24 protein-coding genes are annotated in these 25,605 nt (G+C 67.1%); 8 read left to right on the plus strand and 16 right to left on the minus strand.

Annotated elements, in window-relative coordinates; genetic code table 11:
• Positions 1 to 251: 251 nt before the first annotated feature.
• From CXR29_RS12915 to CXR29_RS12925, 3 genes are all read right to left on the minus strand, one after another.
• A complete protein-coding gene (locus tag CXR29_RS12915; protein WP_127364721.1) occupies positions 252 to 2,852 on the minus strand; it encodes a bifunctional metallophosphatase/5'-nucleotidase in 2,601 nt (866 codons plus the stop codon).
• Between the two features lie 218 nt (positions 2,853 to 3,070).
• Positions 3,071 to 3,925, minus strand: a complete 855-nt coding sequence (gene truA / locus CXR29_RS12920) for a tRNA pseudouridine(38-40) synthase TruA (protein ID WP_101594206.1) — start codon at positions 3,923 to 3,925, stop codon at positions 3,071 to 3,073.
• Positions 3,922 to 4,542: a LemA family protein gene (locus CXR29_RS12925; RefSeq protein WP_101554127.1), complete on the minus strand. Its 621-nt coding sequence runs from the start codon at positions 4,540 to 4,542 to the stop codon at positions 3,922 to 3,924. Before CXR29_RS12925 ends, truA begins: the two co-directional genes overlap by 4 nt.
• 193 nt (positions 4,543 to 4,735) lie before the next feature.
• On the opposite strand from CXR29_RS12925, the gene CXR29_RS12930 reads away from it, so the two are divergent.
• Entirely contained in the window at positions 4,736 to 5,917 is a 1,182-nt protein-coding gene (locus CXR29_RS12930) for a glycosyltransferase family 4 protein (protein WP_206516215.1), read from the plus strand.
• Between the two features lie 177 nt (positions 5,918 to 6,094).
• Here CXR29_RS12930 and CXR29_RS12935 read toward each other — a convergent pair whose 3' ends face one another.
• The 10 genes from CXR29_RS12935 to CXR29_RS12980 form a co-directional block, all read right to left on the minus strand.
• Complete coding sequence (locus CXR29_RS12935; protein ID WP_240812013.1) at positions 6,095 to 6,664, minus strand: cysteine hydrolase family protein; 570 nt, start codon at positions 6,662 to 6,664, stop codon at positions 6,095 to 6,097.
• 105 nt (positions 6,665 to 6,769) lie between these two features.
• Complete coding sequence (locus CXR29_RS12940) at positions 6,770 to 7,702, minus strand: hypothetical protein (RefSeq protein WP_127364722.1); 933 nt, start codon at positions 7,700 to 7,702, stop codon at positions 6,770 to 6,772.
• Positions 7,703 to 7,890: 188 nt separating this feature from the next.
• Positions 7,891 to 8,541, minus strand: a complete 651-nt coding sequence (locus CXR29_RS12945; RefSeq protein ID WP_240812012.1) for an energy-coupling factor transporter transmembrane component T family protein — start codon at positions 8,539 to 8,541, stop codon at positions 7,891 to 7,893.
• Positions 8,538 to 9,266, minus strand: coding sequence for an energy-coupling factor ABC transporter ATP-binding protein (locus CXR29_RS12950; RefSeq protein WP_180956943.1), 729 nt, complete (start codon positions 9,264 to 9,266; stop codon positions 8,538 to 8,540). Before CXR29_RS12950 ends, CXR29_RS12945 begins: the two co-directional genes overlap by 4 nt.
• Positions 9,263 to 9,919, minus strand: a complete 657-nt coding sequence (locus CXR29_RS12955) for a biotin transporter BioY (RefSeq protein WP_127364723.1) — start codon at positions 9,917 to 9,919, stop codon at positions 9,263 to 9,265. Before CXR29_RS12955 ends, CXR29_RS12950 begins: the two co-directional genes overlap by 4 nt.
• Before the next feature lie 182 nt (positions 9,920 to 10,101).
• Positions 10,102 to 11,685, minus strand: a complete 1,584-nt coding sequence (gene guaA, locus CXR29_RS12960; RefSeq protein WP_127364724.1) for a glutamine-hydrolyzing GMP synthase — start codon at positions 11,683 to 11,685, stop codon at positions 10,102 to 10,104.
• Between the two features lie 204 nt (positions 11,686 to 11,889).
• The gene (locus CXR29_RS12965; protein WP_101554133.1) at positions 11,890 to 12,327 is read right to left on the minus strand and encodes a DUF3817 domain-containing protein; all 438 of its coding nucleotides are present in this window, start codon (positions 12,325 to 12,327) and stop codon (positions 11,890 to 11,892) included.
• A 2-nt stretch (positions 12,328 to 12,329) separates the two neighbouring features.
• Positions 12,330 to 13,274 carry an SURF1 family protein gene (locus CXR29_RS12970; protein WP_240812011.1) on the minus strand — a complete coding sequence of 315 codons (945 nt, stop codon included), beginning with the start codon at positions 13,272 to 13,274 and terminating at the stop codon, positions 12,330 to 12,332.
• A gap of 55 nt (positions 13,275 to 13,329) precedes the next feature.
• Positions 13,330 to 14,463, minus strand: coding sequence for a GuaB3 family IMP dehydrogenase-related protein (locus tag CXR29_RS12975; protein WP_025776834.1), 1,134 nt, complete (start codon positions 14,461 to 14,463; stop codon positions 13,330 to 13,332).
• Between the two features lie 134 nt (positions 14,464 to 14,597).
• Positions 14,598 to 15,500: a LysR family transcriptional regulator gene (locus tag CXR29_RS12980; protein WP_127364725.1), complete on the minus strand. Its 903-nt coding sequence runs from the start codon at positions 15,498 to 15,500 to the stop codon at positions 14,598 to 14,600.
• 180 nt (positions 15,501 to 15,680) lie between these two features.
• Between CXR29_RS12980 and CXR29_RS12985 the strand changes: the two genes are divergently transcribed.
• Entirely contained in the window at positions 15,681 to 16,406 is a 726-nt protein-coding gene (locus CXR29_RS12985) for a LysE family translocator (protein WP_241241449.1), read from the plus strand.
• Between the two features lie 74 nt (positions 16,407 to 16,480).
• Here the strand turns inward: CXR29_RS12985 and panC are convergent, their stop codons facing one another.
• Positions 16,481 to 17,392: a pantoate--beta-alanine ligase gene (panC, locus tag CXR29_RS12990; RefSeq protein ID WP_127364727.1), complete on the minus strand. Its 912-nt coding sequence runs from the start codon at positions 17,390 to 17,392 to the stop codon at positions 16,481 to 16,483.
• Complete coding sequence (panB, locus tag CXR29_RS12995; protein WP_241241450.1) at positions 17,392 to 18,360, minus strand: 3-methyl-2-oxobutanoate hydroxymethyltransferase; 969 nt, start codon at positions 18,358 to 18,360, stop codon at positions 17,392 to 17,394. Before panB ends, panC begins: the two co-directional genes overlap by 1 nt.
• A gap of 329 nt (positions 18,361 to 18,689) precedes the next feature.
• On the opposite strand from panB, the gene nadA reads away from it, so the two are divergent.
• The 6 genes from nadA to CXR29_RS13025 all read left to right on the plus strand — a co-directional run bounded on the left by nadA (position 18,690) and on the right by CXR29_RS13025 (position 24,678).
• Entirely contained in the window at positions 18,690 to 19,973 is a 1,284-nt protein-coding gene (gene nadA / locus CXR29_RS13000) for a quinolinate synthase NadA (protein WP_127364728.1), read from the plus strand.
• Positions 19,973 to 21,616 (plus strand): L-aspartate oxidase, encoded by a 1,644-nt coding sequence (gene nadB / locus CXR29_RS13005; protein ID WP_127364729.1) that lies wholly within the window; start codon positions 19,973 to 19,975, stop codon positions 21,614 to 21,616. Before nadA ends, nadB begins: the two co-directional genes overlap by 1 nt.
• Positions 21,610 to 22,461 (plus strand): carboxylating nicotinate-nucleotide diphosphorylase, encoded by an 852-nt coding sequence (gene nadC, locus CXR29_RS13010; RefSeq protein WP_127364730.1) that lies wholly within the window; start codon positions 21,610 to 21,612, stop codon positions 22,459 to 22,461. Before nadB ends, nadC begins: the two co-directional genes overlap by 7 nt.
• A gap of 1 nt (position 22,462) precedes the next feature.
• Positions 22,463 to 23,680, plus strand: coding sequence for a cysteine desulfurase family protein (locus tag CXR29_RS13015; RefSeq protein ID WP_127364731.1), 1,218 nt, complete (start codon positions 22,463 to 22,465; stop codon positions 23,678 to 23,680).
• Between the two features lie 151 nt (positions 23,681 to 23,831).
• Positions 23,832 to 24,047 (plus strand): hypothetical protein, encoded by a 216-nt coding sequence (locus CXR29_RS13020; RefSeq protein WP_127364732.1) that lies wholly within the window; start codon positions 23,832 to 23,834, stop codon positions 24,045 to 24,047.
• A 106-nt stretch (positions 24,048 to 24,153) separates the two neighbouring features.
• A complete protein-coding gene (locus CXR29_RS13025) occupies positions 24,154 to 24,678 on the plus strand; it encodes a DUF1648 domain-containing protein (protein WP_127364733.1) in 525 nt (174 codons plus the stop codon).
• Positions 24,679 to 24,823: 145 nt separating this feature from the next.
• Here the strand turns inward: CXR29_RS13025 and CXR29_RS13030 are convergent, their stop codons facing one another.
• Entirely contained in the window at positions 24,824 to 25,564 is a 741-nt protein-coding gene (locus CXR29_RS13030) for a TenA family protein (protein ID WP_127364734.1), read from the minus strand.
• Between the last annotated feature and the right edge of the window lie 41 nt (positions 25,565 to 25,605).

The following is a 25,605-nucleotide window of genomic DNA, read 5'->3' on the forward strand; positions in this document are numbered from 1 at the left end:
CAGCAGCCGCACTTCCTCGCAAACCACCCCCGCAGCGACACAACGCCCCTGTGCAGCGGCGCTTATTGCAAGCAGCGCGCGGGTGCGGCACTACCGGTGAGGGATACCCCGCGAAGACGACTCTCCGATCGAAAAGCGTCTGCGGACGACGGCAGGGCCGAGACCGGCGGGGCCGGAGAGATGAACTCTCCGGCCCCGCCGGTCTCGGCGATGGTCTCGCCTGAGTGTCAGGTGCTTCTGAGCAGCCCGACTCAGCTCTGGAGGCTGAGCTTGCGACGGCGGACGATCGTGACCGCAGTGGTGCCGGCGACGATGAGCGCCAAGGCCGCGGCGACGATGTTGACGGTCTCGAAGCCGGTGCGCGGCAGGTCCCCGCCGTCCTTCGAACCGTTCGCATCGGCGCCCGAACCATCAGCCGCACCGCCGTCGGCCGAGGCGTTCGCGCCGTCGGCTCCGCTGCCGGCATTCGACGAACCGTTATCGGATCCATCGGCCGCGCTGTCTCCGCCGTCAGCGGCACCGCCGTCGGCATTGCCGCCGTCGGCCGAACCGTCGTCGCCGGCCGAGGCGTTCGCGTCGTCACCGACGGCAGCGGTGGCTTCGAACTCGTGAGCCAGCGGCAGCGGGTTGTCATCCCACCACGGACCCTCGGCGTTCGCCTGCACGCTGACCGTGACGGTCACTTCGCCGGACGCATCGTCCGGCGCGGTCACGGTCACCGGAGTCTCGGACTCCCCCGCCGGAATCGAGTCGAGCGTGATCGTCGTGGCAGCCGCCTCGGCGCTGACCTCAGAGGACGCGCTCTTGGCAGCCTTCGCGGAAGCCGACTGGGCTCCGGACTGCTGGGCCACCTCGGCGGTGTATCCCTCCGGCAGATCGACGGTGACGTCGATGGGGCCGGCGACCTCGGACTTCGCATTCGTCTTGAGCGCGAACTCAGCGCTCTCACCGGGCTTGATGGATGACGGACCGGTCAGCTCCGCGATGAGGTCGCCGCTGTCGATGACGTCCTTGGCCGCATCGGCCTGGCGCTCGTTCTTGTCCGGGGTGACGTCCTCGCCCTCGGCCTGGTGCTTGTTGAAGTAGTTCTCCCAGACCTCGAAGTCGGTCAGCCCCGACTGTTCGAAGTCGCCCTTGGCGAAGGAGAAGAAGTTGTCACCGCCGGTGGCGAGGAAGCTCAGCGTTGCGACCCGGTAGTCCTTGTTCGGGTCGAGGTCCTTGCCATCGACCTTGACGGATTTCACGTGCTCGCCCTTGTCGGCGTCCGTGTCGTAGACGACGTCCAGGTCGTCGGAGATGCCCAGGTGCAGGAACGGGCGGGACGCGTCGTCGGGCTGCCACTGCTCCTCGAAGAGGCCGATGACGTCCGACCCCTTCATCGTCACCACCCCGTGGTCGTTGGCGAAGGGAAGCACGCTGTTGAGCTCGGCGACGGTGACTTCGCACTCGTCCTCGGTGTTGTAGATGTCATCGCAGAGCAGGTCGGTGCGCAGTCCGCCCGGGTTGGTGATCCCGAAATCGGCTTCCTCGAGCTGGGTCTCCTCGACGCCTTCCTTGAGTGCATCCGCGACGAGGTTGCCGAGCGTGGACTCGGCACCGCGGTCCTCCTCGCCGTCCGTCTTCGCGCGGGTGATGTCCTCGCTGATCGAGCCGGTGACCTCGGAGCCGAGCTCCTTGGCCTTGTCCTCTGCGTCGTCGACGATGGCGGCGACCTTGTCGACGACCTCGGAGTCGAAGCTCTTGTCTTCGGTCTCGATGAGATTGATGCCGCCTGCCTGCCAGTCGCCGTTGCCGTCGGCGCGCATGGTCACCTGCCCGACGTATTCGCCGTAGCTGCCGGCTTCGATGACGGGACGGGTTCGGTCGGACTCTCCCGGCACGGGCGCTTCGAAGGCATACGGCATGTGGGTGTGGCCGGTGAACATGGCGTCGACCGAGGCGTCGGCCTCTGTCACGAGCTTCTTGAACTCGGCGTTCGACGCCTCCGCGTCCTCGAGGCTCTCAGCCGATGAGGCGCCGAGGTGGGCCTCGACGACTGTCATATCCGGCTTTTCGTCGTCGGGCAGGTTCTCGAGATCGTCAGCGACGCGGTTGACTGCGTCCGTAGGATCGCCGAAATCGAGGTCGGCGATGCCGTCCGGTGAGACGAGCGAGGTCGTGTCCTTGGTGACGACGCCGATGACGGCGATCTCGACCCCCGCCACGTCGACGATGGAGTACTCGTCGAGACCGTCGACGACGTTCTGGGTTCCTTTGTCGTAGACGTTGGCTGCCGAGTACGGGAAATCGGCTTCGTCGCTCACGCGGCCTGTCAGGTCGTCGAGGCCTTTGTCGAATTCGTGGTTGCCGACAGCCGAGGCGTCGAGTCCCATGGCGCCCAGGACCTCGAGGGTGGGGGTGTCGTTCTGCGACGAGGAAGTGTAGGTCGAGGCGCCGATGTTGTCACCGGTCGACAGCAGCGCGGTGCCCGCATTGTCGCCGCCGGTGCCGAACTGCGCGCGTTCGTCTTCGACCACCGAGGCGACTTGAGTGCCTGCCTCGGAGATGCGCCCATGGAAGTCGGTGATGTTGAGCAGCTGGACCGCGGTGCCCTCGGGCGCCGACTGCGCAGCGCTGCCGGAGTCCTGCTCATCGCCGGCGGCATCCTCCGCTGTCTCGGACTTGCCGGTGGATGATTCGCTCGATGACTGCTCGGGGTCAGCGGGCGCCGATTCGCTCGGCGTCGTAATGCTGCCTGCGGCGGAGTTTCCGTCTCCCAGAGAGGGGGCCGCAACGGCCGGTGAGAGGCCGGGCAGGGTCAGCATCGACACTGCAGCGCCGGCACCCAGCACTTTGGTCACAAGTTTCGACATAGATTCGGTTCCTTCGATCGTTCAGTGAGGCGCACATCAACCGTGCTGGTGGGGATGAAGACAGGTTCCATCCTGCAGTGCCAATGCGAACTGAAAGTTACTTACATGTGAATCTACACAGGATTCTCACACCTGGAAAGAGGAATTCTCACATAATCGAGAATTGCGTGATAAAGGCGTCTTGATGCTTCGGCCGACGCCCACGGCGAACCGTCGGCTCATTCCTCGTCGCGGCGGGCCATCGTCTGGGCGTTCCGAGCCGCGTAGCCCTCGGGTGCCGGGTAGCCGACCTCCGTGAGGACGAGCCCTTCGGCAGGCGTGACGAACATGGGCACATCCGGGGTCAGCCCGGCGTCCGCCTCGGCGATGAGCTCGGCGGGGCGGGTGACGTCCCAGCTGCCCGAACCGACCTTGATGAGCCCACCGACCAGGGCTCGGACCATGTGGTGGCAGAAGGCGTCGGCGCGCAGATCGATGGTGATCACAGCGTCCTGGTCACGCTCGACTCGCAGCTCATGGAGCGTGCGGATCGTCGTCGCTCCCTCGCGGGGTTTGCAGAACGGCAGGAAATCGTGGAGTCCCTGGACCTCGCTCGCGGCCTCGGCCATGGCTTCGGCGTCGAGCTCGCCCTTGTGGCGTGGCGTCACCGGGGTCAGCAGCGGGTCGATGAAGGACCGGTGGTCGGCCAATCGGTACCGATAGGACCGCCACAGCGCGGAGAACCGGGCGTCGAAGTCCTCGGGCACCTCGGTCACCGCGTGGACGACGATGTCGTGGAACTCACCGGCGATCAGCACTCCGCGAAGGCGGGACAGGAGGGCCGCCTCGGCGGGTCGATTCGACTGTCCGATGAGCTTGCCGATCGCCTCATCGCCGAGATCGATGTGGACGACTTGGCGGCGGGCGTGGACGCCGGCGTCGGTGCGGCCGGCGACGACGGTGGCCACCTCGGTGCCGGTGATCCGCTCGAGTCCGGATTCGACGGCGGCCTGGACAGTACGCAGCCCCGGCTGCTTGGCCCACCCGTGGAAATCCGTGCCGCGGTAGCCCAGATCGAGGCGGAAGCGGGTCATGGAGTCATCCTCGCCGAGGCGGGGCCCGCCAAGCCGGGCCCGCCGTCGTCATCGATCGCTTCGGTGAACGGGGCGCGGGGCTTGAAGACCCCGCCGAAGAGACGGGAGACCAGTCGCTCCCGCTGTCGGTGATAGCGGTCGACGTTCGTATTGTAGAAGCGGGAGCCTGCGAGGATCCGTTCGGTGAGCACCTGCAGCTGACCGTGCAGCAGCTGGATCGTCGTGTCGACCTCGTCGTTGACCGCTGCCTGCTGGGACCGGGCAGAGTCCGAGGTCAGGGACCTCTCCGGCAGCGTCGCGGGGATGAGGGCGGCGTCGTCGACGGCGGCGGTCAGGGCGTTCTCGGCCGCGGCTCCACGGTGGTCGAAGGGAGCCCGTTCGGCGGAGGCGAGCGCGAGTTCGAGCCGGGACAGGTCGTGCCCGGCGATCTGCTGGAGCGTGCCGATATAGGCGGGTACGAGAGCGTGGCGGGCGCGGATCTCACCGATGAGCTGGCGTCTGGCCTCGTCGCACAGCGACCGGGCCATGGACAGCTGATTGAAGCGCAGGACGATGAGGACGACGAAGAGGACGATGAGGGCGGCGAGTACACAACCGCCGACGATGAACCAGACCATGGCCGATCTCCTCGTTCCCTGTGCTGCGCGAGCTTTTCCGACACCTCAGTTTACGCGGGGTTCAGACTCGTCGCGAACAGGCCACCACCCGGACACCGGGGCGTCTGTGCGCTGGACCGATTTCGGCCAGATGTCGCCGACCGGTCGCCTTCGGGTCACGCATTCGTCATCCGGCGGGCCTTAGCTGGGAATCGTGAGAGTAGCGATCATTGCAGAATCCTTCCTCCCCAATATGAATGGGGTCACCCACTCACTCCTACGGGTCCTCGACCATCTGGCCGACCGCGGTGACGAGGTCCTCGTCATCGCTCCGGGCACGCGCAGGGACGGTCCGAAGGAGGTCGCCGGCGCCCGCATCGTCCGGGTTCCCTCGATCGCCTTGCCGAAGTATCGGCGCATCCGTGTGGCTCCCGGCGGCGTCACCCGCATCCGCCGGCTGCTGCAGCGCTTCGCCCCGGACGTCGTCCACCTGGCCAGCCCCTTCGTCCTCGGTTGGCGCGGGGTGCTGGCCGCCCAGGCGCTCAATCTGCCGACCGTGGCCATCTACCAGACCGAGGTTCCCGCCTATGCCGCCCGGTACGGCATGCACGGCATCGAAGCCATGCTGTGGAACCATGTGCGCAATATCCACCAGCATTCCTCCCTGACGCTGGCCCCGTCGTCGTACACGATCGACCAGCTGGAAGGGCTCGGTGTCGCCGAGGTGGCCCTGTGGGCCCGTGGGGTCGATTCCTCCCGCTTCGACCCGGGTCACCGGTCCGAGGCGTGGCGTCGAACCGTTGCCCCTGAGGGGGAGAAGATCATCGGCTTCGTCGGCAGGTTGGCCGCGGAGAAGCAGGTCGACGACCTTGCCGCGCTCACCGATCTGCCCGGGGCGAAGGTCGTCATCGTCGGCGACGGTCCCTGGCGGACGCGCCTGCAGCGGCTGCTGCCGGAGGCGCATTTCACCGGGTTCCTCGGCGGAGATGCCCTGGCCCAAGCGGTGGCGAGCTTCGACCTCATGGTCGCACCGGGCGAGCTCGAGACCTTCTGCCAGACCATCCAGGAGGCCATGGCCTCCGAGGTGCCGGTCATCGCTCCCGCCCGGGGCGGCCCGCTCGACCTCGTCGACTCCTCACGCACCGGGTGGCTCTACACCCCGAAGGACCTGCGTGCCATGCGAGCGCATGCGGCCGACCTCCTCGGCGACGAGGCGAAACGGCGGGCGTTCGGGGTCGCCGGCCGTGAGCAGGTGCAGGCGAGGAGTTGGAAGAGCGTGTGCTCACAGCTCGTCGGCCACTATTCGCGGGCGATCGAGAATCCCGCCCCGCAGGTGCTCGGCCGCGGGTTCAGCTCGATGGTCAACTCCGGGCTGGAGAACCCTCTGCCCTACTGACAGTGCCCGCGCTGCCTGACTACCGGCGGGTCTTTCACCGACCGCTCAGGTTACCGTCGCTGTATCAAGCTGTACGGCGCGCGCTCGACGCTGACGTGAGCGGTCGGCGAAAGCGCGAGCCGCTGAGGTGAGCGCTCGACGCTGAGGTGAGCGGTCGGCGCTGAGTAGCTGGTGCACTCAGCCGAGATTCGCCGACCAGTCAGCGACGGTGAGCACTGCCGCCTGTTTGGGGAACACCTTCTCGGTGAGCACCTGGTGGACCTCGGGGTCGCGGTCGGCGCAGGCGTCGGAGAGCACCGTGAGTTCGAAGTCGAGATCGGCAGCCTGACGCACCGTCGAGAGCACGACACCGCTCGTGGCCACACCGGCGAGCACGAGCGACGTCGCCCCGTAGCCGCGCAGCAGAACTTCGAGGTCGCTGCCGGTGAAGGCGCTGATGCGGCGCTTCGTCACGATCGGTTCCCCTTGATGACGGTCAAGGGTGTCGTGGATGCTCGTCGAGGCATGCGCCTCATCGAGGTCACCATGGGCGGCGATCTGCACGAACGATGCCGTTGCGGCCAACTCCGGGTGTCCCTCGCGCAGGGCCACCCGCACCCAAACGACGGGGATGTCGTGGCTGCGGGCCGCGGCGACGGCGTCCCGTGCGCGTTCGAGCACACCGGTCGCAGCGAAAGCCTCGTCGCCGGCGATGCCGTTCTGGAAGTCCATGGCCAACAGCACGGTGTTCGCGGTGCCGGTCATCATGTCTCCTTCGGTTCGGGTGGGGGTTCGTCCCCTCTGTCGCCGAGGCTACTCCTCATACCGGATGATCCGCTGAGACCGATCTTCAGATGCGCTGGGTCTTCGGGTTCATCGTCCGATTGCCCGCCGAGCCGCTTCACCCAGGGCGCGGATCTGTCGCTGCAGATCACGGCCTGCCGACTGGCCGGGAGCGAACAGTGCGCCGTTGTCGACCCAAAAACGCGCTGGTATCATGGATGGTGAAGCAACGTCATGCCCCGGGCTACCGGATAATCCCGGCCCTTGGGAAGACGGCCCCCTGGTGAATGCGGAAGCACCCAGGGGGTGCTTCATATTCAGGGACTTTCCATCGACGGCATTGACCATCGTCAGCTTTCCCTCTCGCAGTGTCGGCTCAATGAATCTCGTATCGTCCCGGGCGAGGTTCCGCTGCACCGCCCATGACATCACGTCCGCCGACCACAACAGCGGTTCAGACCCCATTCGACCGTGGGCAAACGCCACATCGGAGTGAATCGCACCCGACCGGCGCAGCTTGTCGACGACCTGCTCATCAACAGAGTTGAGCTTCTGATCCCTGTTGTTGTCAGCGACGATCCCGCGCACGGCCTCGTCTCCGGTGCCGCTCGTGAGGTTGCGGACGAGCCGGTCCAGGCACAGCGCCCTGGCGCGAGCTATGTCTCTCCGAGCGTCACCTGCCATCGGCATCTTCACTGCGATGACGTTCCACACCGATTCCTCGGTGACCGCCTCGATCATCTCGACGATGTCACCACGGTCGACATCGCTTCCGCGGAACTTCCTGTTCGTGTGCCAATACGTTCCGCCGGCCACATCCACGAGTCGCTCGCGAACGGAGTCCAAGCGAGCAGATGAGAAGATGACCGCGGCCATCTGATAGAACGACACCTCCTGCCCGACTCTGTCCTCCCCCGCGACGGCCGGCTGCCTCATCGACTCGTCGATGAACGCGATCGGGTTCGGGGCAGCTGAGAGGTAGAACCTCTCCAGTGCAGGCGCCTGCAGGCTCGGGCTCGACATGGCTCCGCTCTCATCCGAAACAGCTGTCCGTTTTCGACAACGTGCGACGAACACTACGGGGAGGTGCTGACACAGCACCGCCCCGCCGGCTTTTCATTCACACGCTTCGCCGAGAGCTCGAGTCCGCGTCGTTGTATCAAGCTGTGCGATGAGCGATCGACGGCAACTCGAGCGGTCGATGGAGACGATCAGTCCACGATGCCGCGGGCATCGAGTGCCCGACCGGTGTCCTGCGCGTATTTCACCGACCGCAGGATCGCCGGCACCACTCGGGCCTTGATGCTCGAGTCCAGTCCCCTGGCCCGGGCGGCGCGTTCGGCCTCGCCGAGCAGACCGGAGATATGCGAGATCGCCCGGACCATGAGGCTCGCGGTCAGTGCGATCGCCTCGGTGTTCGCGCCGACGAAGCGCAAGGGTGAGACCAGCACCGTGAACGTGTCGAGCAGCTGCGCCACCGACGTCGTCAGGGTGAGGATCAGGGCCGCCTGCACACAGGCGAACACGGTCCCGCCGACGGCCAGACCCGACTCCACGGACCCGAAGAGGTACTGCAGCCCCATGACGATGGCCACGAGCACCGCCACATAGATCCATGTGCGCAGGAAGTGCGTCACCCGCAGCCGGGCGGTGAAGCCGACGACGACGAGGACAGCGAACATCGACCAGTTGATCGCCGCGTCGCGGAAGATGAGCGCGACGATGCCGATAACGGCGATCACCGCCAGCTTCACCCCCGTCGGCACCGAATGCAGCCATCCCCGAGGATGCGCCACCTTCCCGAAGAGCTGCGGCCTGGCCTTGATGCCGGCGTTCGTCCGCCACGTCACCGACCGGGTCATGGCGTATCGCTCATGATGAGGTTCCGGTAGGCGGCGACCGCCTCGGCGGGGGTGGAATCAGCAGCGATCCGACCGTCGTCGACGACGATCGCGCGCTCGGCGATCTGCGCGAACTCGAGGTCATGGGTGGTGAGGATGATGCGCACCCCGCGCCTGGACACGAGATTCTGCAGATGCACGCGCAGACGCTCCTGGTTGCGCAGGTCGAGCAGCGTCGTCGGCTCGTCGAGGACGAGGATCTGCGGATCGACCGCGAGCACCGCGGCCAGGGCCACGAGCTGACGCTGACCGCCGGAGAGTTCGTAGACGCTGCGTTCGGCGAGGTCGGCGATGCCGAGCTCGTCGAGCACCGCCAGGGCCGCGGCCCGCCGCTCACGCTTGGGCACGGACTTGCGCAGGGACAGCTCGATGTCCTCGATCGGGGTCGGCATGACCAGCTGCGCGGCCGGATCGGTGAAGACGAAACCGACGCGAGAGCGCACCTTCGCCGGCTGCCGGCGCGGGTCGATACCGTCGACGAGGACCTCGCCGGCGTTCGCCGTGACCAGTCCGTTGAACAGCTGCAGCAGGGTCGACTTTCCCGAGCCGTTGGCGCCGATGACGGCGACGACATCCTCGGTGAGGGTGAGGGTGATGTGTGTGAGGATCGGGCGCACGACATCGCCGTCGGGTCCGTCGTCGATGACTCCGACGCCGACGTCGCTCAACCGGATCTCACGTGTCACTTCGCGCCCTGGACCTGCTCGGCCGCTACCGATTCGACGCTGATGCCGCGACGACGCAGCACATCGGGGAACGCACGGTGGATGAGCACCGCCACCGAGGCGGCCAGGATGTTCTTGACAATGTCACCGGGCCAGTAGGCGAGGTCCGCGACCGCGGCGACGCCGAGGGGCAGGTCGCCGTTAATCGACATGCCGAGGATGCCCAGCGGGTGGTTGAGCAGGAGGCTGCCGCCGAAGCCGCCGACGAACAGCACCACGCCGAGCTTCATTCCGCTGAAGCGGCGCACGGCCCAGCGGGCGATGAGGCCGGCGAGCAGTGCGTAGAGGGCGAAGGAGAGGATATAGCCGGCGCTGGGGCCGGCGAGGACGCCGATTCCGCCGCGCATCCCCGAGAAGATCGGGAGTCCGATGAGCCCGAGGACGACGTAGAGCAGGGTGGCTGAGAAGCCGCGCCAGGGTCCGAGCACCATCCCGCACAGGGCGATAGCGAAGGTCTGCAGGGTGATCGGCACACCGAGGGGACCGACCGGGACCGGCGGCATCATCGCGAAGGCGGCGAGCATCGCCGCGAATACTGCGACGAGGGCGATATCGCTGCCGGCCGAGCGAGGACGGGTGATTCCCGCCGAGGTGGTGCTGTGGGTCGGTGTCATGAGTACTCCATCGGTCGTGATCCTCCCCGACCGGGATCGGGGACGCTCGAGGCGGCCCCGAGCACCCTCCCACTGTAACTGAACGGTGTTCAGGAACGGTAGTCGGGGTCCCGGTCGGGGCCGCCTCGGCGAGGGTGTCCGCACGTTCACGTGCGCAGGACCCCCTCAACGGTCGCGGAGGATCACTCCCATTCGATCGTGCCCGGAGGCTTCGAGGTGACGTCGAGGACGACGCGGTTGATGTCATCGACCTCGTTGGTGATGCGGTTGGAGATCACGGAGAGCACATCGTAGGGGATGCGCGTCCAGTCGGCGGTCATCGCGTCTTCGCTCGAGACCGGGCGCAGCACGACGGGGTGGCCGTAGGTGCGGCCGTCTCCCTGGACGCCGACGGAGCGGACATCGGCCAGGAGCACGACCGGACACTGCCAGATCTCTCCGTCGAGGCCGGCCTTCGTCAGCTCTGCGCGGGCGATCGCATCGGCCTTGCGCAGGATGTTCAGGCGTTCCTCGGTGACTTCGCCGATGATGCGGATGCCCAGGCCGGGCCCGGGGAACGGCTGGCGGGAGACGATGACCTCGGGGACGCCGAGTTCGCGGCCGATGGCGCGGACCTCGTCCTTGAACAGGGCGCGCAGGGGTTCGATGAGCTGGAACTGGATGTCATCGGGCAGGCCGCCGACGTTGTGGTGGCTCTTGATGTTCGCGGTGCCCGATCCCCCGCCGGATTCGACGACGTCGGGGTAGAGGGTGCCCTGGACGAGGAACGCGATCTCTTCGCCCTCGCCCTCCTGGGCCTCGAGCACGAGGTCGGCGGCAGCGGTCTCGAAGGTGCGGATGAACTCGCGGCCGATGATCTTGCGCTTCTCCTCCGGGTCGGTGACTCCGGAGAGCTGGGACAGGAACTGCTCACGGGCGTCGACGGTGACCAGGCGGACGCCGATCGAATCGACGTAGTCCTTCTCGACCTGGACGCGCTCGTCCTGACGCAGCAGACCGTGGTCGACGAAGACACAGGTGAGCTGGTCGCCGATGGCCTTGTGGACCAGTGCTGCGGCCACGGAGGAGTCGACGCCTCCGGACAGGGCGCAGATGACCTTCTTGTTCCCGACGCGGGCGCGGATGAGTTCGACCTGCTCGTCGATGACGGATTCGTTCGTCCAGTCGGCGGTGAGGCCGGCGACGTTGAACAGGAAGTTCTCGAGGATCTTCTGCCCGTTCTCCGAGTGGAGGACCTCGGGGTGCCACTGCACGCCGGCGAACTTCTTCGCCGCGCATTCGAAGGCCGCGACGGGGGTGTCCGGAGTGGAGGCGAGCACGTCGAAGCCGGCGGGCGCCTCGGCGACGGAGTCCCCGTGGGACATCCAGACCGTGTAGTTGCCCGGGGTCTCGGCCAGCAGTGCCCCGGTCTGGGCCACGGAGACCGGGGTGGATCCGTATTCGCGCTTATCGGTCTTGGCCACGCGACCGCCGAGCGCGGTCGACATCAGCTGGAAGCCGTAGCAGATGCCCATCGTGGGCACTCCGAGGTCGAACACCGAGGTGTCGAAGTTCGGGGCGGCGGCGTCGTTGACGCTCGAGGGGCCACCGGAGAGCACGATGGCCACGGGGTTCTTCGCGGCGAACTCGGACGCGGGGGCGTCGTGGGCGATGATCTCCGAGTACAGGCCGGCTTCGCGGATGCGGCGCGCGATGAGCTGGGCGTACTGGGCGCCGAAATCGACGACGAGGACAGGGGGCACCTGCGTGCTCTGGGATTGCGTCATGATCCAATTCTAAGCGTCGGCGACCGGACGCCCGAATTCGGGTCAGACGGCCATCTCAGTGCGGTTGCGCACGCATCGACGAGCCACCTCGGTGAGGGTGGGAGACGAGGGCACGGTCGCCTCGGTGGGGGGTGAACTGGGCCGGCCTCACCACCGCGGTTGCGCACGGATCGGTGGGCCACCTCGGGGAGGGTGGGTTCTGTCTTAGGACTTGGGGGCGACGACGACGGCGGCTTCGAGCTCCGCGTCGACCTGGCGGTGGATGCGACGTTCGAGGATGAACGACATCACGGGCACGACGCCGGCCAGGGCGAGGATGAGGTAGCGGCCGAGGCTCCAGCGCATCTGCTGATTGAGCCAGAAGCAGCCGATGAGGTAGACGACGTAGCACCAGCCGTGGCAGATCGCGATGGCCGCGGCGAGGTTGAAGCCGCCGAAATTCAGGGCGGTGGCCGGGTCGGCGGCGATGAGGTACTTGTAGATCATCTCGACCGTGAGGATGAGCAGCATCGTGCCGGTGATGAACGCCATCACACGGTAGAACTTCAGCGCATTGCGCGCGGAGGTGAAGCGTTTGACGCTCCACACGTCGTTCTCGTCGAAATCGGGGCGGGAGTCCAAGGACTCGTGTTCTTCGCTCACGCTCAGTTTCCTCCGGTCGTGGAAGTGTCGGTCGGTTCGGATGTCTTTCCGGGCGTCTTCCCGGCCTTCTTTCCGGGTGTCTTCCCCGGCTTCTTCCCACCGTGACGATGGGCCGGCAGTCCGGTCAGTCCGGACATCACCTCGGGGTCGATGGTCGCGTCGCCTGCGGGTTTGACGACAACATACTCGACGCGCTTCTCCGAATCCTGGGAGTCCTCGTCGAGGCGGCGCCGGACGAAGTCGTCACGCAGCAACTGGACCCACATGTAGAGGGCCATGGCTGCGAAGATGATCCATTCGAGGGCGTAGACCGCCGACTGCAGATCGAATCCGCCCTCGTCGCGCGTGGTCGTCGTCGGTACCTGTTCGAGGCCGTCGGTGCCCACCGAGGCGGCCGCGCCGTCGGCGGTTTCGGGGATGAGGAACCCGGAGTAGGTGAGCAGGTCGGGGAACAGATTGATGATCTGCGAGGTCGAGACCGTGTGCACCTGACCCTCGGGCAGGTCATTGCCCTCGACGGGGCCTTCGATGGGCCCGATCCGCGCGGTCAGCTCGACCTGGCCGTCCCGGGCCTCGGAGGTCATCGCCGTATCCTCGTCGGTGGTGAAACCGCGGACGACGGGGATCGCGATCGTCTTCTCATCGGCGTTCGCGACCTTGACACCCTCACCGAGGTGGCCCCCGTCCGGGGCGAACATCGTCACGACCCAATATCCGGAGTCCCCGTCCTGGACGCGTCCGGGGATGACGACCTGAGCGTCGGGGATCCAGTGTCCTGACAGGCTGACCCGCTGGTCGGCGAGGATGCCGGGCATCGGGGCCTGGGCGTCCATGACGTCGTTGAAGTCCTTGAGCTCATCGACTTCAGCGGATTCCGTGACGTCGTTCTTGTGCTGGGCGCGGTCGACCTGCCACGCGGAGAGTCCGACGAAGCAGGTGACGAGCACCAGGACGAGGAGCAGGGACCCCAGCCATTTGGGGGTCAGTGCCAGGCGGAACAGATCAGACCACCGAACCAGTCTGGTAGGGCGAGACGGTGACGTCGACGCGTTGGAATTCCTTGAGGTCGAGATAGCCGGTGGTGGCCAGCGCCCGACGCAGTGCGCCGGCGAGGTTGAGTTCGCCGATCGCGGTGCGGCCGGGGCCGAAGAGCACCTGCTCGAGGCTGCCGACGGTGCCCAGTTCCACGCGGTGGCCGCGCGGCAGGTCCGGGTGGTGGGCCTCGGCGCCCCAGTGCATTCCGCGACCGGGAGCTTCGGTCGATCGGGCCAGGGCGGTGCCGAGCATGACGGCGTCGGCGCCGACGCCGAAGGCCTTGACGATTTCGCCGCTGGTGCCGAGTCCGCCGTCGGCGATGACGTGGACGTAGCGGCCGCCGGATTCGTCCATGTAATCCCGCCGGGCGGCGTGGACGTCGGCGACGGCGGTGGCCATCGGGGCGTGTATGCCCAGGGTCTTCCGCGTCGTGGCCGCCGCTCCCCCGCCGAAGCCGACGAGGACGCCGGCGGCACCGGTGCGCATGAGGTGCAGGGCCGCGGTGTAGGTGGCGGCTCCGCCGACGATGACGGGAACATCGAGTTCGTAGATGAACTGCTTGAGGTTGAGCGGTTCGGTGTGGGTCGAGACGTGCTCGGCCGAGACCGTGGTGCCGCGGATGACGAAGATGTCGACTCCGGCGTCGATGACGGTCTTGTAGAACTCCTGAGTCCGCTGCGGGGTCAGGGCACCGGCGACGGTGACTCCGGCCTCGCGGATCTGCTCGAGGCGGGCGGTGATGAGTTCGGCTTGGATGGGTGCGGAGTAGAGCTCCTGCATCCGGGAGGTCGCCATCTCCGCCGGCAGCTGGGCGATTTCGGCCAGCTGCGGGGTCGGATCCTCGTACCGGGTCCACAGCCCTTCGAGGTCGAGGACGCCGAGGCCGCCGAATCGACCGAGGGCGATGACGGTCTCCGGGGACATGGCCGAGTCCATGGGGGCGCCGATGAAGGGCAGCTCGAACTGGTAGGCGTCGATCTGCCAGCTCAGGGACACGTCTTCGGGGTCACGGGTGCGGCGAGCGGGGACGATGGCGATGTCGTCGAGCGAATAGGCGCGACGGCCGCGCTTGCCTCTGCCGATTTCGATTTCAGAACTCACCCCAACAGCCTATCCCACCACCCTCCCGGCGGGGTCTCAGCCCACTATGAGGAACAGCGCATCTCCCCTCCCAGGACTACCTGACGGGGGCCCAGCAACCTGGCGCGAGGTTGCTGGGCCCCGTCGGGTAGCAGTTAAGGGGTGAGGTGGGGTGCGACGGCTTCCTTCGCTGCTGTGGCGAAGGCACGGACGTGGGGTAAGTGCGCGTCTTTGTCGCGGATGTGCATGACGACTCGACGCATCGGGACGGGGTCGGTGAGGTCAACGGCGGTCAGGCCCGGCGGCAGCTGCAGAGTCGAGAGCCGCGGGAGGACCGTGACGCCCATATGCGACGCCACCAAAGCCAGAGCCGCGAAGTCGTCCTCGCAGGCGGCGAAGCTCTTGCGTTCGAATCCGGCCGCGGCGCACGCATGGTCGACGACCTTGCTCGAGGGCCCGGCCCACATGTCGTAGTCGACCCAGTGCTCGTCCTCGAGATCGATGAACGGCACGGACTGACGACTCGCGAACCGGTGCCCCTCGGGAACCACGACCCGATAGTCATCGTCGAAGAGCGGAATCCGCGTCATCTCCGGCAGGTGGTTCTCCCCGTCCTGCGGGGCTTCGGCGCGGATCTCGATGAGGCAGTGCCCGCGCCGATTCTTCGCCGGCTCGTTGAGCTGGATATCGAATCGCAGATTCGGATGATCCCGGGCCACAGCATGGATGATGCCCGGCAGCAGACGCGCGTTGAACGAGGTGAACGCCGCGATCCGCAGCCGGGGCCTGCTGACGTTGCGGAATCCCTCGACCAGATCGTCGAGGCGGCCGACAGCAGTGAAGACCTCCGCGGAGTCATCGGCCAGGCGTCGGCCGAGTTCGGTGATCTCGATGCCGCGGCCCGACCGCCGGTAGAGCGGTGCCCCGACGGCCTTCTGCAGGGTGGTGATGTGCTGGCTGACGGTCGCCGGGGTGTAGTTGAGGTTCTTCGCCGCGGCGACCACGGAGCCGGTGGCCGCGACGGCCCGCCAGACCCGCAGACGATTGAGATCCCACATGCCCTCAAGAGTAGTCGCCGACCACCCGGAATATCATTAGGCATGACCTGATGATCGTTCACGATCAATTGCTTTTCCCGATTGATCGTTTCCGGCAGAATGGTGCTCGGCTCCGCCGACATCGCAGACCACCGTGATACTTCATCCCCGCTGACCGTCCTCACCCCCGGAAGGAGTGCCGTGACCGGACCCGAGATCCTCACCATCACCGGCGCCGCGGCTGCGCTGGCCGTCACCCCCGGCCCCGAGACGATCCTGACGATCCGCCTGTCCTCGCTGCGCCGCAAGGCCGGGCTCGTCTATGCGCTCGGCACTGCCACGGGCACCGCGATCTGGATGATCCTCGCACTCACGGGCGTCTCCGCCCTGCTCACCGTCTACCCGGCCGCCGTCCAGGTACTCAAGATCGGCGGCGGCCTCTACCTCTGCCTCCTCGGCATCCTCGCGGGACGGCAGGCCCTTCGCCTCCGCCGTGAGCTTAAGGCCACCGAGGCGACAGACGGACCCACCACGAACGCATCCCCGGCTCCGTCGTCCGAATCAGACTCCCCCGAGAGCCCCGTCACCGAGATCGCCCACGTCATGGAATCGACCTCGTGGGGCCACCTGCGTTCGCTCGTGTCCTATCGCCGCGGCATCATCTCTTCGCTGTCCAACCCGAAGGTCGGCCTGTTCTTCCTCGCGATCCTGCCGACCCTCCTGCCCGCCTCCCCGACCGGCATCGACTACACCGTCCTCGTCGCGCTGATCCTCGGCGTGCTCCTGTCCTACCAGCTCATCCTCGCCTGCCTGGCCAGCCTCGCAGCGTCGGCGATGGCCCACCGCAGCGCTGATTTCTTCATCGAGGCCGCCTCCACGCTCATCCTGCTCATCATCGGCATCGCCGTCATCGCGATCCCCATCTGAGCCGCTCCGAACAACGAAAGGCCGGATGCCGAGGCTGATCGTCGCCCGGTGCGTTCAGAGGCGCACCTGCGTGATCAGAATTCCAGTGGCAGATTGTCGATGAGATGAGTCCCACCGACCGTCGCGGAGACGAGCAGCAGAGCCGGTCCCGTGAAGTCCGGTGGGCACGGCCGAAGGGTCGCGGCCTCGACGAGGCTGCAGTAGACGATCTCGAGATCCCCACGTTCAGCGGCCGGCTCCAACTCGGCGAGCGCGGCCGCCTCGACGGCAGCGGGCAAGCCAGCAGAAACATCACTGGTGCCGGCCCCAGAGTCAGAACTATCACCGATGCCGGACTCCGCCGTCTCACGGCCTCGCTCGGCCACCTCGGAGGCGGCGGTGAGAGCCCGCGGAATCGCCAGAGCACGGGCACGGTCGTCCGGCGCCAGGTAGGAGTTGCGGCTCGACATGGCCAGACCGTCGGCGTCCCGGACGACGGGCAGGCCGATGAGTTCGATATCGAAGTTGAGGTCGGCGATCATGCGTTTGACCAGGACGAACTGCTGAATGTCCTTGAGCCCGAATACCGTGACGTCGGGGGCGATGAGGGTGAAGAGCTTCGCCACGACGGTGAGCACGCCGTCGAAGTGCCCGGGCCTGGCCGCACCTTCGAACACGGCCCCCATGCGCCCGGCGACGACCCGCACTTCGGGTGCGGACGGGTACATCTCGGCCAGCGCCGGGGCGAAGACGAAGTCGACGCCGGCCTCTTCGCACTTCCTCAGATCCGCTTCGATAGGCCGCGGGTACTGGACGAAGTCCTCGTCGGCACCGAACTGGAGAGGATTGACGAAGATCGAGGCCACGACGAGATCCGACTCTGCGCGGGCACGCGTCATCAGCGCCTGGTGCCCGGAGTGCAGGGCGCCCATCGTCGGGACGAGACCGACACAGCCCGACTGCTCGGCCCGCCACCGGCGCAGTGCCTGGATGCCTCCGACCTCCATCAGTCGAAGCTCCTCTCAGGTTCGGGGAAGACCCCGGACTTCACTTCTTCGACATAACGGCCGACCGCCTCGGTGAGCACGGAATGCAGGTCGGCGTAGCGCTTGACGAAGCGCGGGGCCCTCCCGGTGCGCAGGCCGGCCATGTCCTGCCATACGAGGACCTGGGCGTCGCAGTCCGCACCGGCGCCGATGCCCACGGTCGGGATCGGCAGTTCGGCGGTGACCTGGCCTGCCAGACCGGAAGGCACCATCTCCATGACCACGGAGAAGGCCCCGGCTTCGGCGACGGCGCGGGCGTCGTCGAGCAGGGCGCTGCCTGCGTCGCCGCGGCCCTGGACCTTGTAACCGCCGAGGTTGTGCTCGGCCTGCGGGGTGAAGCCGATGTGCGCCATGACCGGGATCCCCGCCGTCGTGATCGCCTTGATCCGCGAGGCCATCCGCGCCCCGCCTTCGAGTTTGACCGCGTGGACTCCGGCTTCCTTCATGAAGCGCACGGCCGTGGCCACGGCCTGTTCATCGGAGATCTCGTAGCTGCCGAATGGAAGGTCTGCGACGACGAGTGCCCGGCTCGTCGCCGAGGCGACGGCCCGGGCGAGCGGGATAAGTTCGTCGACGGTGACCGGCAGGGTGGTCGCATGGCCGTAGACGTTGTTCGCCGCGGAATCGCCGATGAGCAGGGCCTCGACCCCGGCCTGTTCGAACAGGGCCGACGTGTACTGGTCGTAGCTGGTCAGCATCGCCCACCGCCTGCCTTCCGCCTTGGCCTTGATGAGGTCGAGGGTGCGAATTCGCCGAGGCGGCGCTGCGGGTGCCGACGCCGGACCGCCGTATGGGGCGGGCTGTTCCGCCGAGGCGGCACCGGCCGTGGCATTGCCGCCGGCAGGTGTACTACCGGCGGCAGTCACGTTGCCGTTCGTGTCGGTGTCGGGCGTGGAGGTGAACTGGTTCGAGTGTGCCGCTTCGGGCATGAGAATCCTTCGGATATGCGATGTCGTCGGTGCCGGCGCGGGCGGGGCGAGACCGACGCTTCGGTCCGAAGCCTCGGTGACTCTCACGGGGCGCCCACCGCAGTGCGCATCGACTCGGATTGCGAGCCAGACCACAGCCTATTGCATCGCCTGGCGCGGAGCCATCGACTTCCGAACCGCAGAGCCATCGTCCGCCGAGTTGTATATTGCCCGGCCGCAGGATTAAGCTCAAATCTGCGCAAACAAATAAACGCACAAGTGCGCAAAACATTTCGGGCGGTTTCACCTCGTGCGAGGCGCGGGTTCCGCCCACCGAGCGAAGGACGATGATGACCACGACAGCTTCGATCGAACTCACCCTCAAGGACATCTCTGCCTCGGGCGCGAACGACGACATGTGCTCGACGGAGCTGCTCGATGCGCCGTGGGACGTCGACGAACGCCCCGGCTACGGTCCCGGTTCCTCGATGGCCGACCCGATCCCGGTCGCCGCTCCACGTCAGGGCGATATTCCCGACGAATTCAAGCAGGCCTCGCCCGAGGAGCTCGACGCCCGCATCCGCGCCGCCAAGGCCACCCTCGGTGATCGCGTCGTCATGCTCGGCCACCACTACCAGAGGGTCGAGGTCGTCGAACACGCCGATTACATCGGCGACTCGTTCATGCTGGCCCGGGCTGCCCAGAATCATCCGGAGGCCGAAGCCATCGTCTTCTGCGGTGTCCACTTCATGGCCGAGACCGCCGATCTGCTGTCGAAACCGGAGCAGTCGGTCATCCTGCCCAACCTCGCCGCCGGATGCTCGATGGCCGATATGGCCAGCATCGACCAGGTCGAGGACTGCTGGGAGCAGCTGACCGAACTCTTCGGCACCGAGCCCGATGCCGACGGTCGCGTCCCGGTCATCCCCGTCACCTACATGAATTCCTCGGCCGCGATCAAGGGCTTCTGCGGCCGCAACGGCGGAATCGTGTGCACCTCCTCGAACGCCGAGGTGGTCCTGGAATGGGCCTTCGAACGCGGACAGCGCGTCCTCTTCTTCCCCGACCAGCACCTGGGCCGCAACACCGCGGTGAACATGGGCATCGGTCTGGACGAGATGCCGCTGTGGAACCCGGCCCGGCCGCTGGGCAACAACGACGAACAGACCCTGGGTGAGGCCCGCGTCATCCTGTGGCAGGGCTTCTGCTCCGTGCACAAGCGCTTCACCCCGGCCCAGATCGCCAAGGCCCGCACCGACCATCCGGACGTGCGCGTGATCGTCCACCCCGAATGCCCGCGTGAGACCGTCGAGGCCGCCGATGAGGCCGGGTCGACCGCGTACATCACGAAGGCCATCGCCGAGGCGACCGAACCGACCACGTTCGCCATCGGAACAGAGATCAACCTCGTCCAGCGGCTGGCAGCCGAGCATCCGCAGCATGAGATCTTTTGCCTCGATCCCGTCATCTGCCCGTGCTCGACGATGTACCGCATCCACCCCGGCTACATCGCTTGGGTCCTCGAATCCCTCATCGACGGACAGGTCGTCAACCAGATCTCCGTCGACGCCGAGGTGGCCGATCCCGCCCGCGTGTCCCTGGAGCGGATGCTCGCCGCGAAGCCGCGGATCTGATGAGCCGCGTCATCGTCGCAGGCTCCGGAATCGCGGGGCTGACCGCGGCACTGCGCCTGTCGGGCCGTCACACGGTCACGCTCGTGACGAAGGATCGCCTCGGCGAGTCGAACACCGAGTGGGCGCAGGGCGGCATCGCCGGTGTCATCGGCCCCGACGACACGGTCGACGCTCATGTCGCCGATACGCTCACCGCAGGTGCCGGACACTGTGATCCGGAAGCCGTGCACACCCTCTGCGAAGCCGGTTCGGACGCGATCGTCTCCCTCGCCGAGGCTGGGGTGGACTTCGACACCGACCCGGCCGGAGTCTGGGCCAGGGGAATGGAGGGGGCGCATTCATACCCGCGCATCTTCCATTCCGGAGGCGATGCGACCGGACAGGCGATCAGCACCGCACTGGCGCAGAAGCTGCGCACCGAGGTCGCCGCAGGACGAGTCACCCTGCTCGAGGACACGATGCTCGTCGACATCCTCACCAGCGACGACGATCGCCGGCCGGGTCGAGCCACCGAAGTCGCCACAGCCACCGGGATCACCGTGCTCCGCGACGGCAGCGTCGAGACCCGGGCTGCCGATGCGATCGTGCTGGCCACCGGCGGTGCTGGACAGCTCTTCGCACACACGACGAACCCTGCAGCTGCTACCGGAGACGGTTTGGCCGCCGCCATCCGTGCCGGTGCCGAGGTCGCCGATCTCGAGTTCTTCCAGTTCCATCCCACCGCCCTTGTCGGCCCCGGCTTCCTCATCTCCGAGGCCGTCCGCGGTGCCGGCGCTCTCCTCCTCGATGAGCGGGGCCGCCGGTTCATGGCTGATGTCGACGATCGTGCCGAGCTCGCCTCCCGTGATGTCGTCGCTCTCGCCCTGCACCGGCGCCAGGCGGAGCAGGACGGACGTCCGTGCTTCCTCGATGCGCGGGCCGTCCCGGATGTGAAGGCCAAGTTCCCGAGCATCACCGCCGGTCTGGCCTCTCAAGGACTTGATCTGTCCCGGGATCTCATTCCCGTCACTCCCGCCGCCCACTACTTCATGGGCGGGGTGGCCACGGATCGCGACGGTCGCACGAGCATCGAGGGACTCTTCGCTGTCGGCGAGGTCGCGTGCACCGGAGTCCACGGCGCCAATCGGCTGGCCTCGAACTCTCTGCTCGAGGGCGCGGTCTTCGCCGCCCGCGCCGCCGCGGCGATCGACGCACTGCCGGTCAACAGAGACCATGAACTCCCACTCCCCCAGTTCCGTTCATTCCACCAGACGGCACTGACACGAACCGAGTTGCAGGGCCTGACCTGGGCTCATCTGGGTGTGGAGCGCACGGCCGCGGGCCTGCGGACCCTGCTCGACCGCCTCAACGACGGTGCCCGCAAAGCCGGCACCACCACCAACAGCGCCCGCAAAGCCGGCACCACCACCGACGGTGCCCGCAACGCCGATGATCACCCCACCGCCCCGGCTGCGGCCCGAATCGAGGCACTCGAGACCGCGAATCTCGCCCTCATCGCCTGGCACATGGCTCGGCATGCCTTGGGCCGCGAGCACAGCCTCGGCGCGCATACCCGCACCGACACGACACTCACCTCGTCGACGACCGCACCGTCCACCGCCACTCCGCCCACCGCTCTGCTTCAGGAGGCCACCGCATGCTGACCGCATCAACCATCGATTCCGCACTGCGCACCGCCCTCGACGAAGACGCTCCCTGGGGCGATATCACCGGCGAAGTCTTCATCCCCGCCACCGCCTCGGCGAGGGCCGAACTGCGTGCCCGCGAAGACGGAGTGCTCGCCGGAATCGAGGTCTTCGCCCGCGCCTTCGCCCTCGTCGACCCGAACGTCACGGTCGACCTCGCCGCTGCCGACGGAGACTCTTTCACCGCAGGTCAGGTGCTTGCCACGGTCGCGGGCCCTGCACGAGCGGTGCTGCAGGCGGAGCGGATCGCATTGAACTTCTGCCAGCGCATGAGCGGAATCGCCACCCAGACTTACGCCTTTGTCGATGCCGCCGCGGGGCGGGCACGCATCGTCGACACCCGCAAGACCACCCCGGGCCTGCGGGCGTTCGAGAAGCACGCCGTGGTCTGCGGCGGCGGGCACAATCACCGTTTCGGACTCTCCGACGCGGTCATGGCCAAGGACAATCATCTCGCCATTCTCACCGGTGCCGGGCTGTCCGTCGCCGAGGCGATCCGCACCGCCCGTGCCCGTCTGCCGCACACGACGAGGATCGAGGTCGAGGTCGACCGGCTCGACCAGGTGCCCGCGGTGCTCGACGGCGGCGCCGATGTCATCATGCTCGACAACTTCACCCCGGCCCAGCTGCGCGACGGCGTCGCACTCATCGATGGTCGTGCCGTCGTCGAGGCCAGCGGCAATGTCACCCTGGAGACGATCCCGGAGATCGCTGCCACCGGCGTCGACGTCATCTCATCGGGCGCGCTGACCCACAGTGTCCGTGCGATCGATCTCGGTCTCGACCTGACCCTCGAGGCCTGAGATGACCGGGCGCCTCTACCTCGACACCGCGGCCGCGGCCCCCGTGCGCAGGGAAGCCCTCGAAGCCGCGTGGCCGTATCTGGCCGGCGCGTTCGGCAATCCGTCGAGCCATCACGAGTTCGGTCGCGGCCCCGCCGACGCTCTCACCGACGCCCGGGCTCGGGTAGCGAAGGTGCTCGGAATGCGCGCCACGGACATCACATTCACCAGCGGCGGCACCGAGGCGGACAATCTCGCGATCATCGGCATGGCTCTCGGGCACCAAACCCAGGGTCGGGCTCAGACCCAGCGTCGGGCCGGGACCGCGGTGCCGCCTCGGCGACATATCGTCACCTCCCCCATCGAACACGAAGCGGTGCTCGCCTCGGTCGAGTTCCTGGCCCGCGTCCACGGATTCACCGTCACCGAGGTGGCCCCGACCTCCGACGGGACCATGACCGAACAGGCGCTGGCCGCGGCCGTGCGCCCCGACACCGTGCTCGTGACCGTGGGGTATGCGAACAATGAGATCGGCACCGTCGCCGACATTCCGAGCTTGGCCGGCATCGCCCATGACGCCGGCGCCCTCTTCCACACGGATGCGGTGCAGGCGGCCGGCTGGCTGCCGCTGACCGGGTTGGGCGTCGATGCGCTCAGTTTGGCCGGGCATAAGGTCGGTGCGCCGAAGGGCATCGGGGTCGCCGCGATCCGCGCCCGCGTCCCCGTCGAACCGCTCATCCACGGCGGCGGGCAGGAGTCCGGACGCCGTTCGGGCACGGAAAACGTGGCCCTGGCCGTCGCGTTCGCCACGGCCCTCGAACTCGCCGAGGCGGAGCGGCGTGAGGCCGCCGATCGTGTCCGGGCCGTCCGCGATGAGTTCATCGCCGCTGTTGTCGACAGCGTGCCCGGGGCGTTCCTCACAGGCGCGGCGGGCACGGCCGGGTCTGACGGTCGGGAGACTCGGACTCCGAACCATGCGTCGTTCTGTTTCTCGAATACCTCCGGAGAGGCGGTGCTGCTCGAGCTCGACCGCCGCGGGGTGACGGCGTCGAGTGGTTCGGCCTGCGCGGTCGGCTCCGACGAGCCCTCGCATGTGCTCACGGCATTGGGGATTGCCGCCGAGGTCGCGCAGACGAGTGTGCGCTTCACCTTCCCGTCCTCGATCACCGGCGAGCAGGGACGCGCTGCCGCGCAGTCCGTCATCGCCGCCGCCGGGAGCTTGGCCACGAGCTTCGCCTGAGGCTTTTCGGGGCCGCTGAAGCGAGCTTCGTCTCACTCCGGCGTGCTTTTGATCACCTTCGCGCTCACCAGGTGGGATACCCCTATCTTTCTCGGTACTTTGGGGCGAGACTGAAAGAGACGCATTCGTCTCAGGGTGTGAGGGGGCCGCCATGGATCTATTGATTCTGTTCATGATCGCAGTGATGTTCGCGACGATCGTCTTCGTCATCGGACGATACGCCTGCCCGAAGCATGACCGAGTGCCCCTCATCGAGGTCGATCATGTGCTCCTCTGGACCGCCCTGCGCCGCGGTTGGCATGTGCTCGGATCCTTCGGACCGCTCACTCCCTACCCGGAGGATCCCTCGGGCGCATCCCGCGCCTGAGGTTCTGCCTCCTCAGTCGGGGCGAACCTCCGTCACCTCAGTCAGAGCGAACCTCCCGGACGATCGCCGCAGGCCAGTTGCGCACAGCTGTTGTTAGAGTGACAACATGCCTTCCCGTTCTCAACCGCATCGGAACCCACCGAGTGGAACCGCCGCGCTCATCTTTGCGTGTCTCTCGATCCTCGTCTTCCTCGGGTTCTGCGTCTGGTTCTGGGTGCAGGCCCCGGACACCGTGGCCACCCATTTCGATTCCGGCGGTCAGCCCGATGACTGGACGTCGAAGGCCGGACTTCTGGGGATCTTCGTGCCCGTGGGGCTCGGCCTGCCCACCCTCATGTCGATCCGGCCGTTGATTGCCAAGCTGCCGATCTCGCTCATCAATGCCCCACACAAGGAGTATTGGATCGAGCGAGGCGACAAGACCTACCTCGTCGACTGCCTCATGGAACTCCTGCACATCACCGCCGGACTCACCGCACTGCTCATCGCAGCCATCCTCGTCATCATCGCGGAGACAGCACGTTCGGCGACGATGCCGGAATGGCTGACCGTCGTGCCGACGGCTGTCTTCCTCGTCGCCACAGGACTCGCCGTCTGGCGCTTCTACCGCAGACTCACCCCGCCGAGGTGACCGCGTCGTCGGCGACGGCCACCCCGCCGAGGTGACTCTGCGGTCCATCCCGACCGCAGGGGTGGGAACGCTCCCGCCCTCCCACCGGGGTGACCGACCAGAGGTCAGGGCCGCCTCGGCGAGGGAGATCCGATGCTCCCCGGGGTCAGACGGTGACTTCTTGGGGCAGGAACACGGAGACGTCCCAGTTCTGCATCGCGTGGGCCGACGCCCAGAAGTGGAGTTCGTATACGCAGGCCTGTTCGAAGGCGGCTCGCATGCGGGCGGATTCCTCGCTCGGGGCCTTCGCGAGTTCCTGTTCGAGGATCTGCACGGCGTGGCGGGTCGATTCGTCGAAGTCGGGAGAGTCGTAGGTCTGCACCCAGGTGCGGTAGGGGTGGTCGTCGGCCATCTGCCCGGCCCGGTCGACAAGCACCTTGCCCATATGGGCGTACACCCAGAAGCAGGGCAGCACTGAGGCCACGCCTTCGCCGTAGGATCGGCTGGCGGCGTTGGCGACGAGGAAGGACACGTAACCCAGCGTCGTCGGGGAGGCCTTGAAACGGGAGCCTTCCGCGGTGAGCTCCTCCAGCGCCGAGGCGAGTCGGGCGTCGGCGAGCAGCTCTGCGTGCATCTCCTCTTCGACGGTGATCGCCTCGGCGGCGGAGCCTGCCCAGAATCGGGATTCGTCACGGTCGACGGTCTTCGCGGCCAGGAACGACATGGCCTTCGCATACCCGTTGAGATAGAGACTGTCCTGCGAGATGTAATTGGCGAACGCCTTCGGACCGAGGCTGCCGTCGGCGAGCTGGGCGAGGAACGGCAGGGCTTCGATCTGCTCGACGATGGGGCGAACGCGGTCCCACAGCTGGGTGGTCAGTGGGCCGGCGGTAAAGGTGACGGTCATGGGAACTTCTTTGTGCTCGTGTGACGTGGTGATTCGTATGA

Source organism: Brevibacterium linens (genome assembly GCF_003999335.1).
GTDB lineage: Bacteria > Actinomycetota > Actinomycetes > Actinomycetales > Brevibacteriaceae > Brevibacterium > Brevibacterium linens.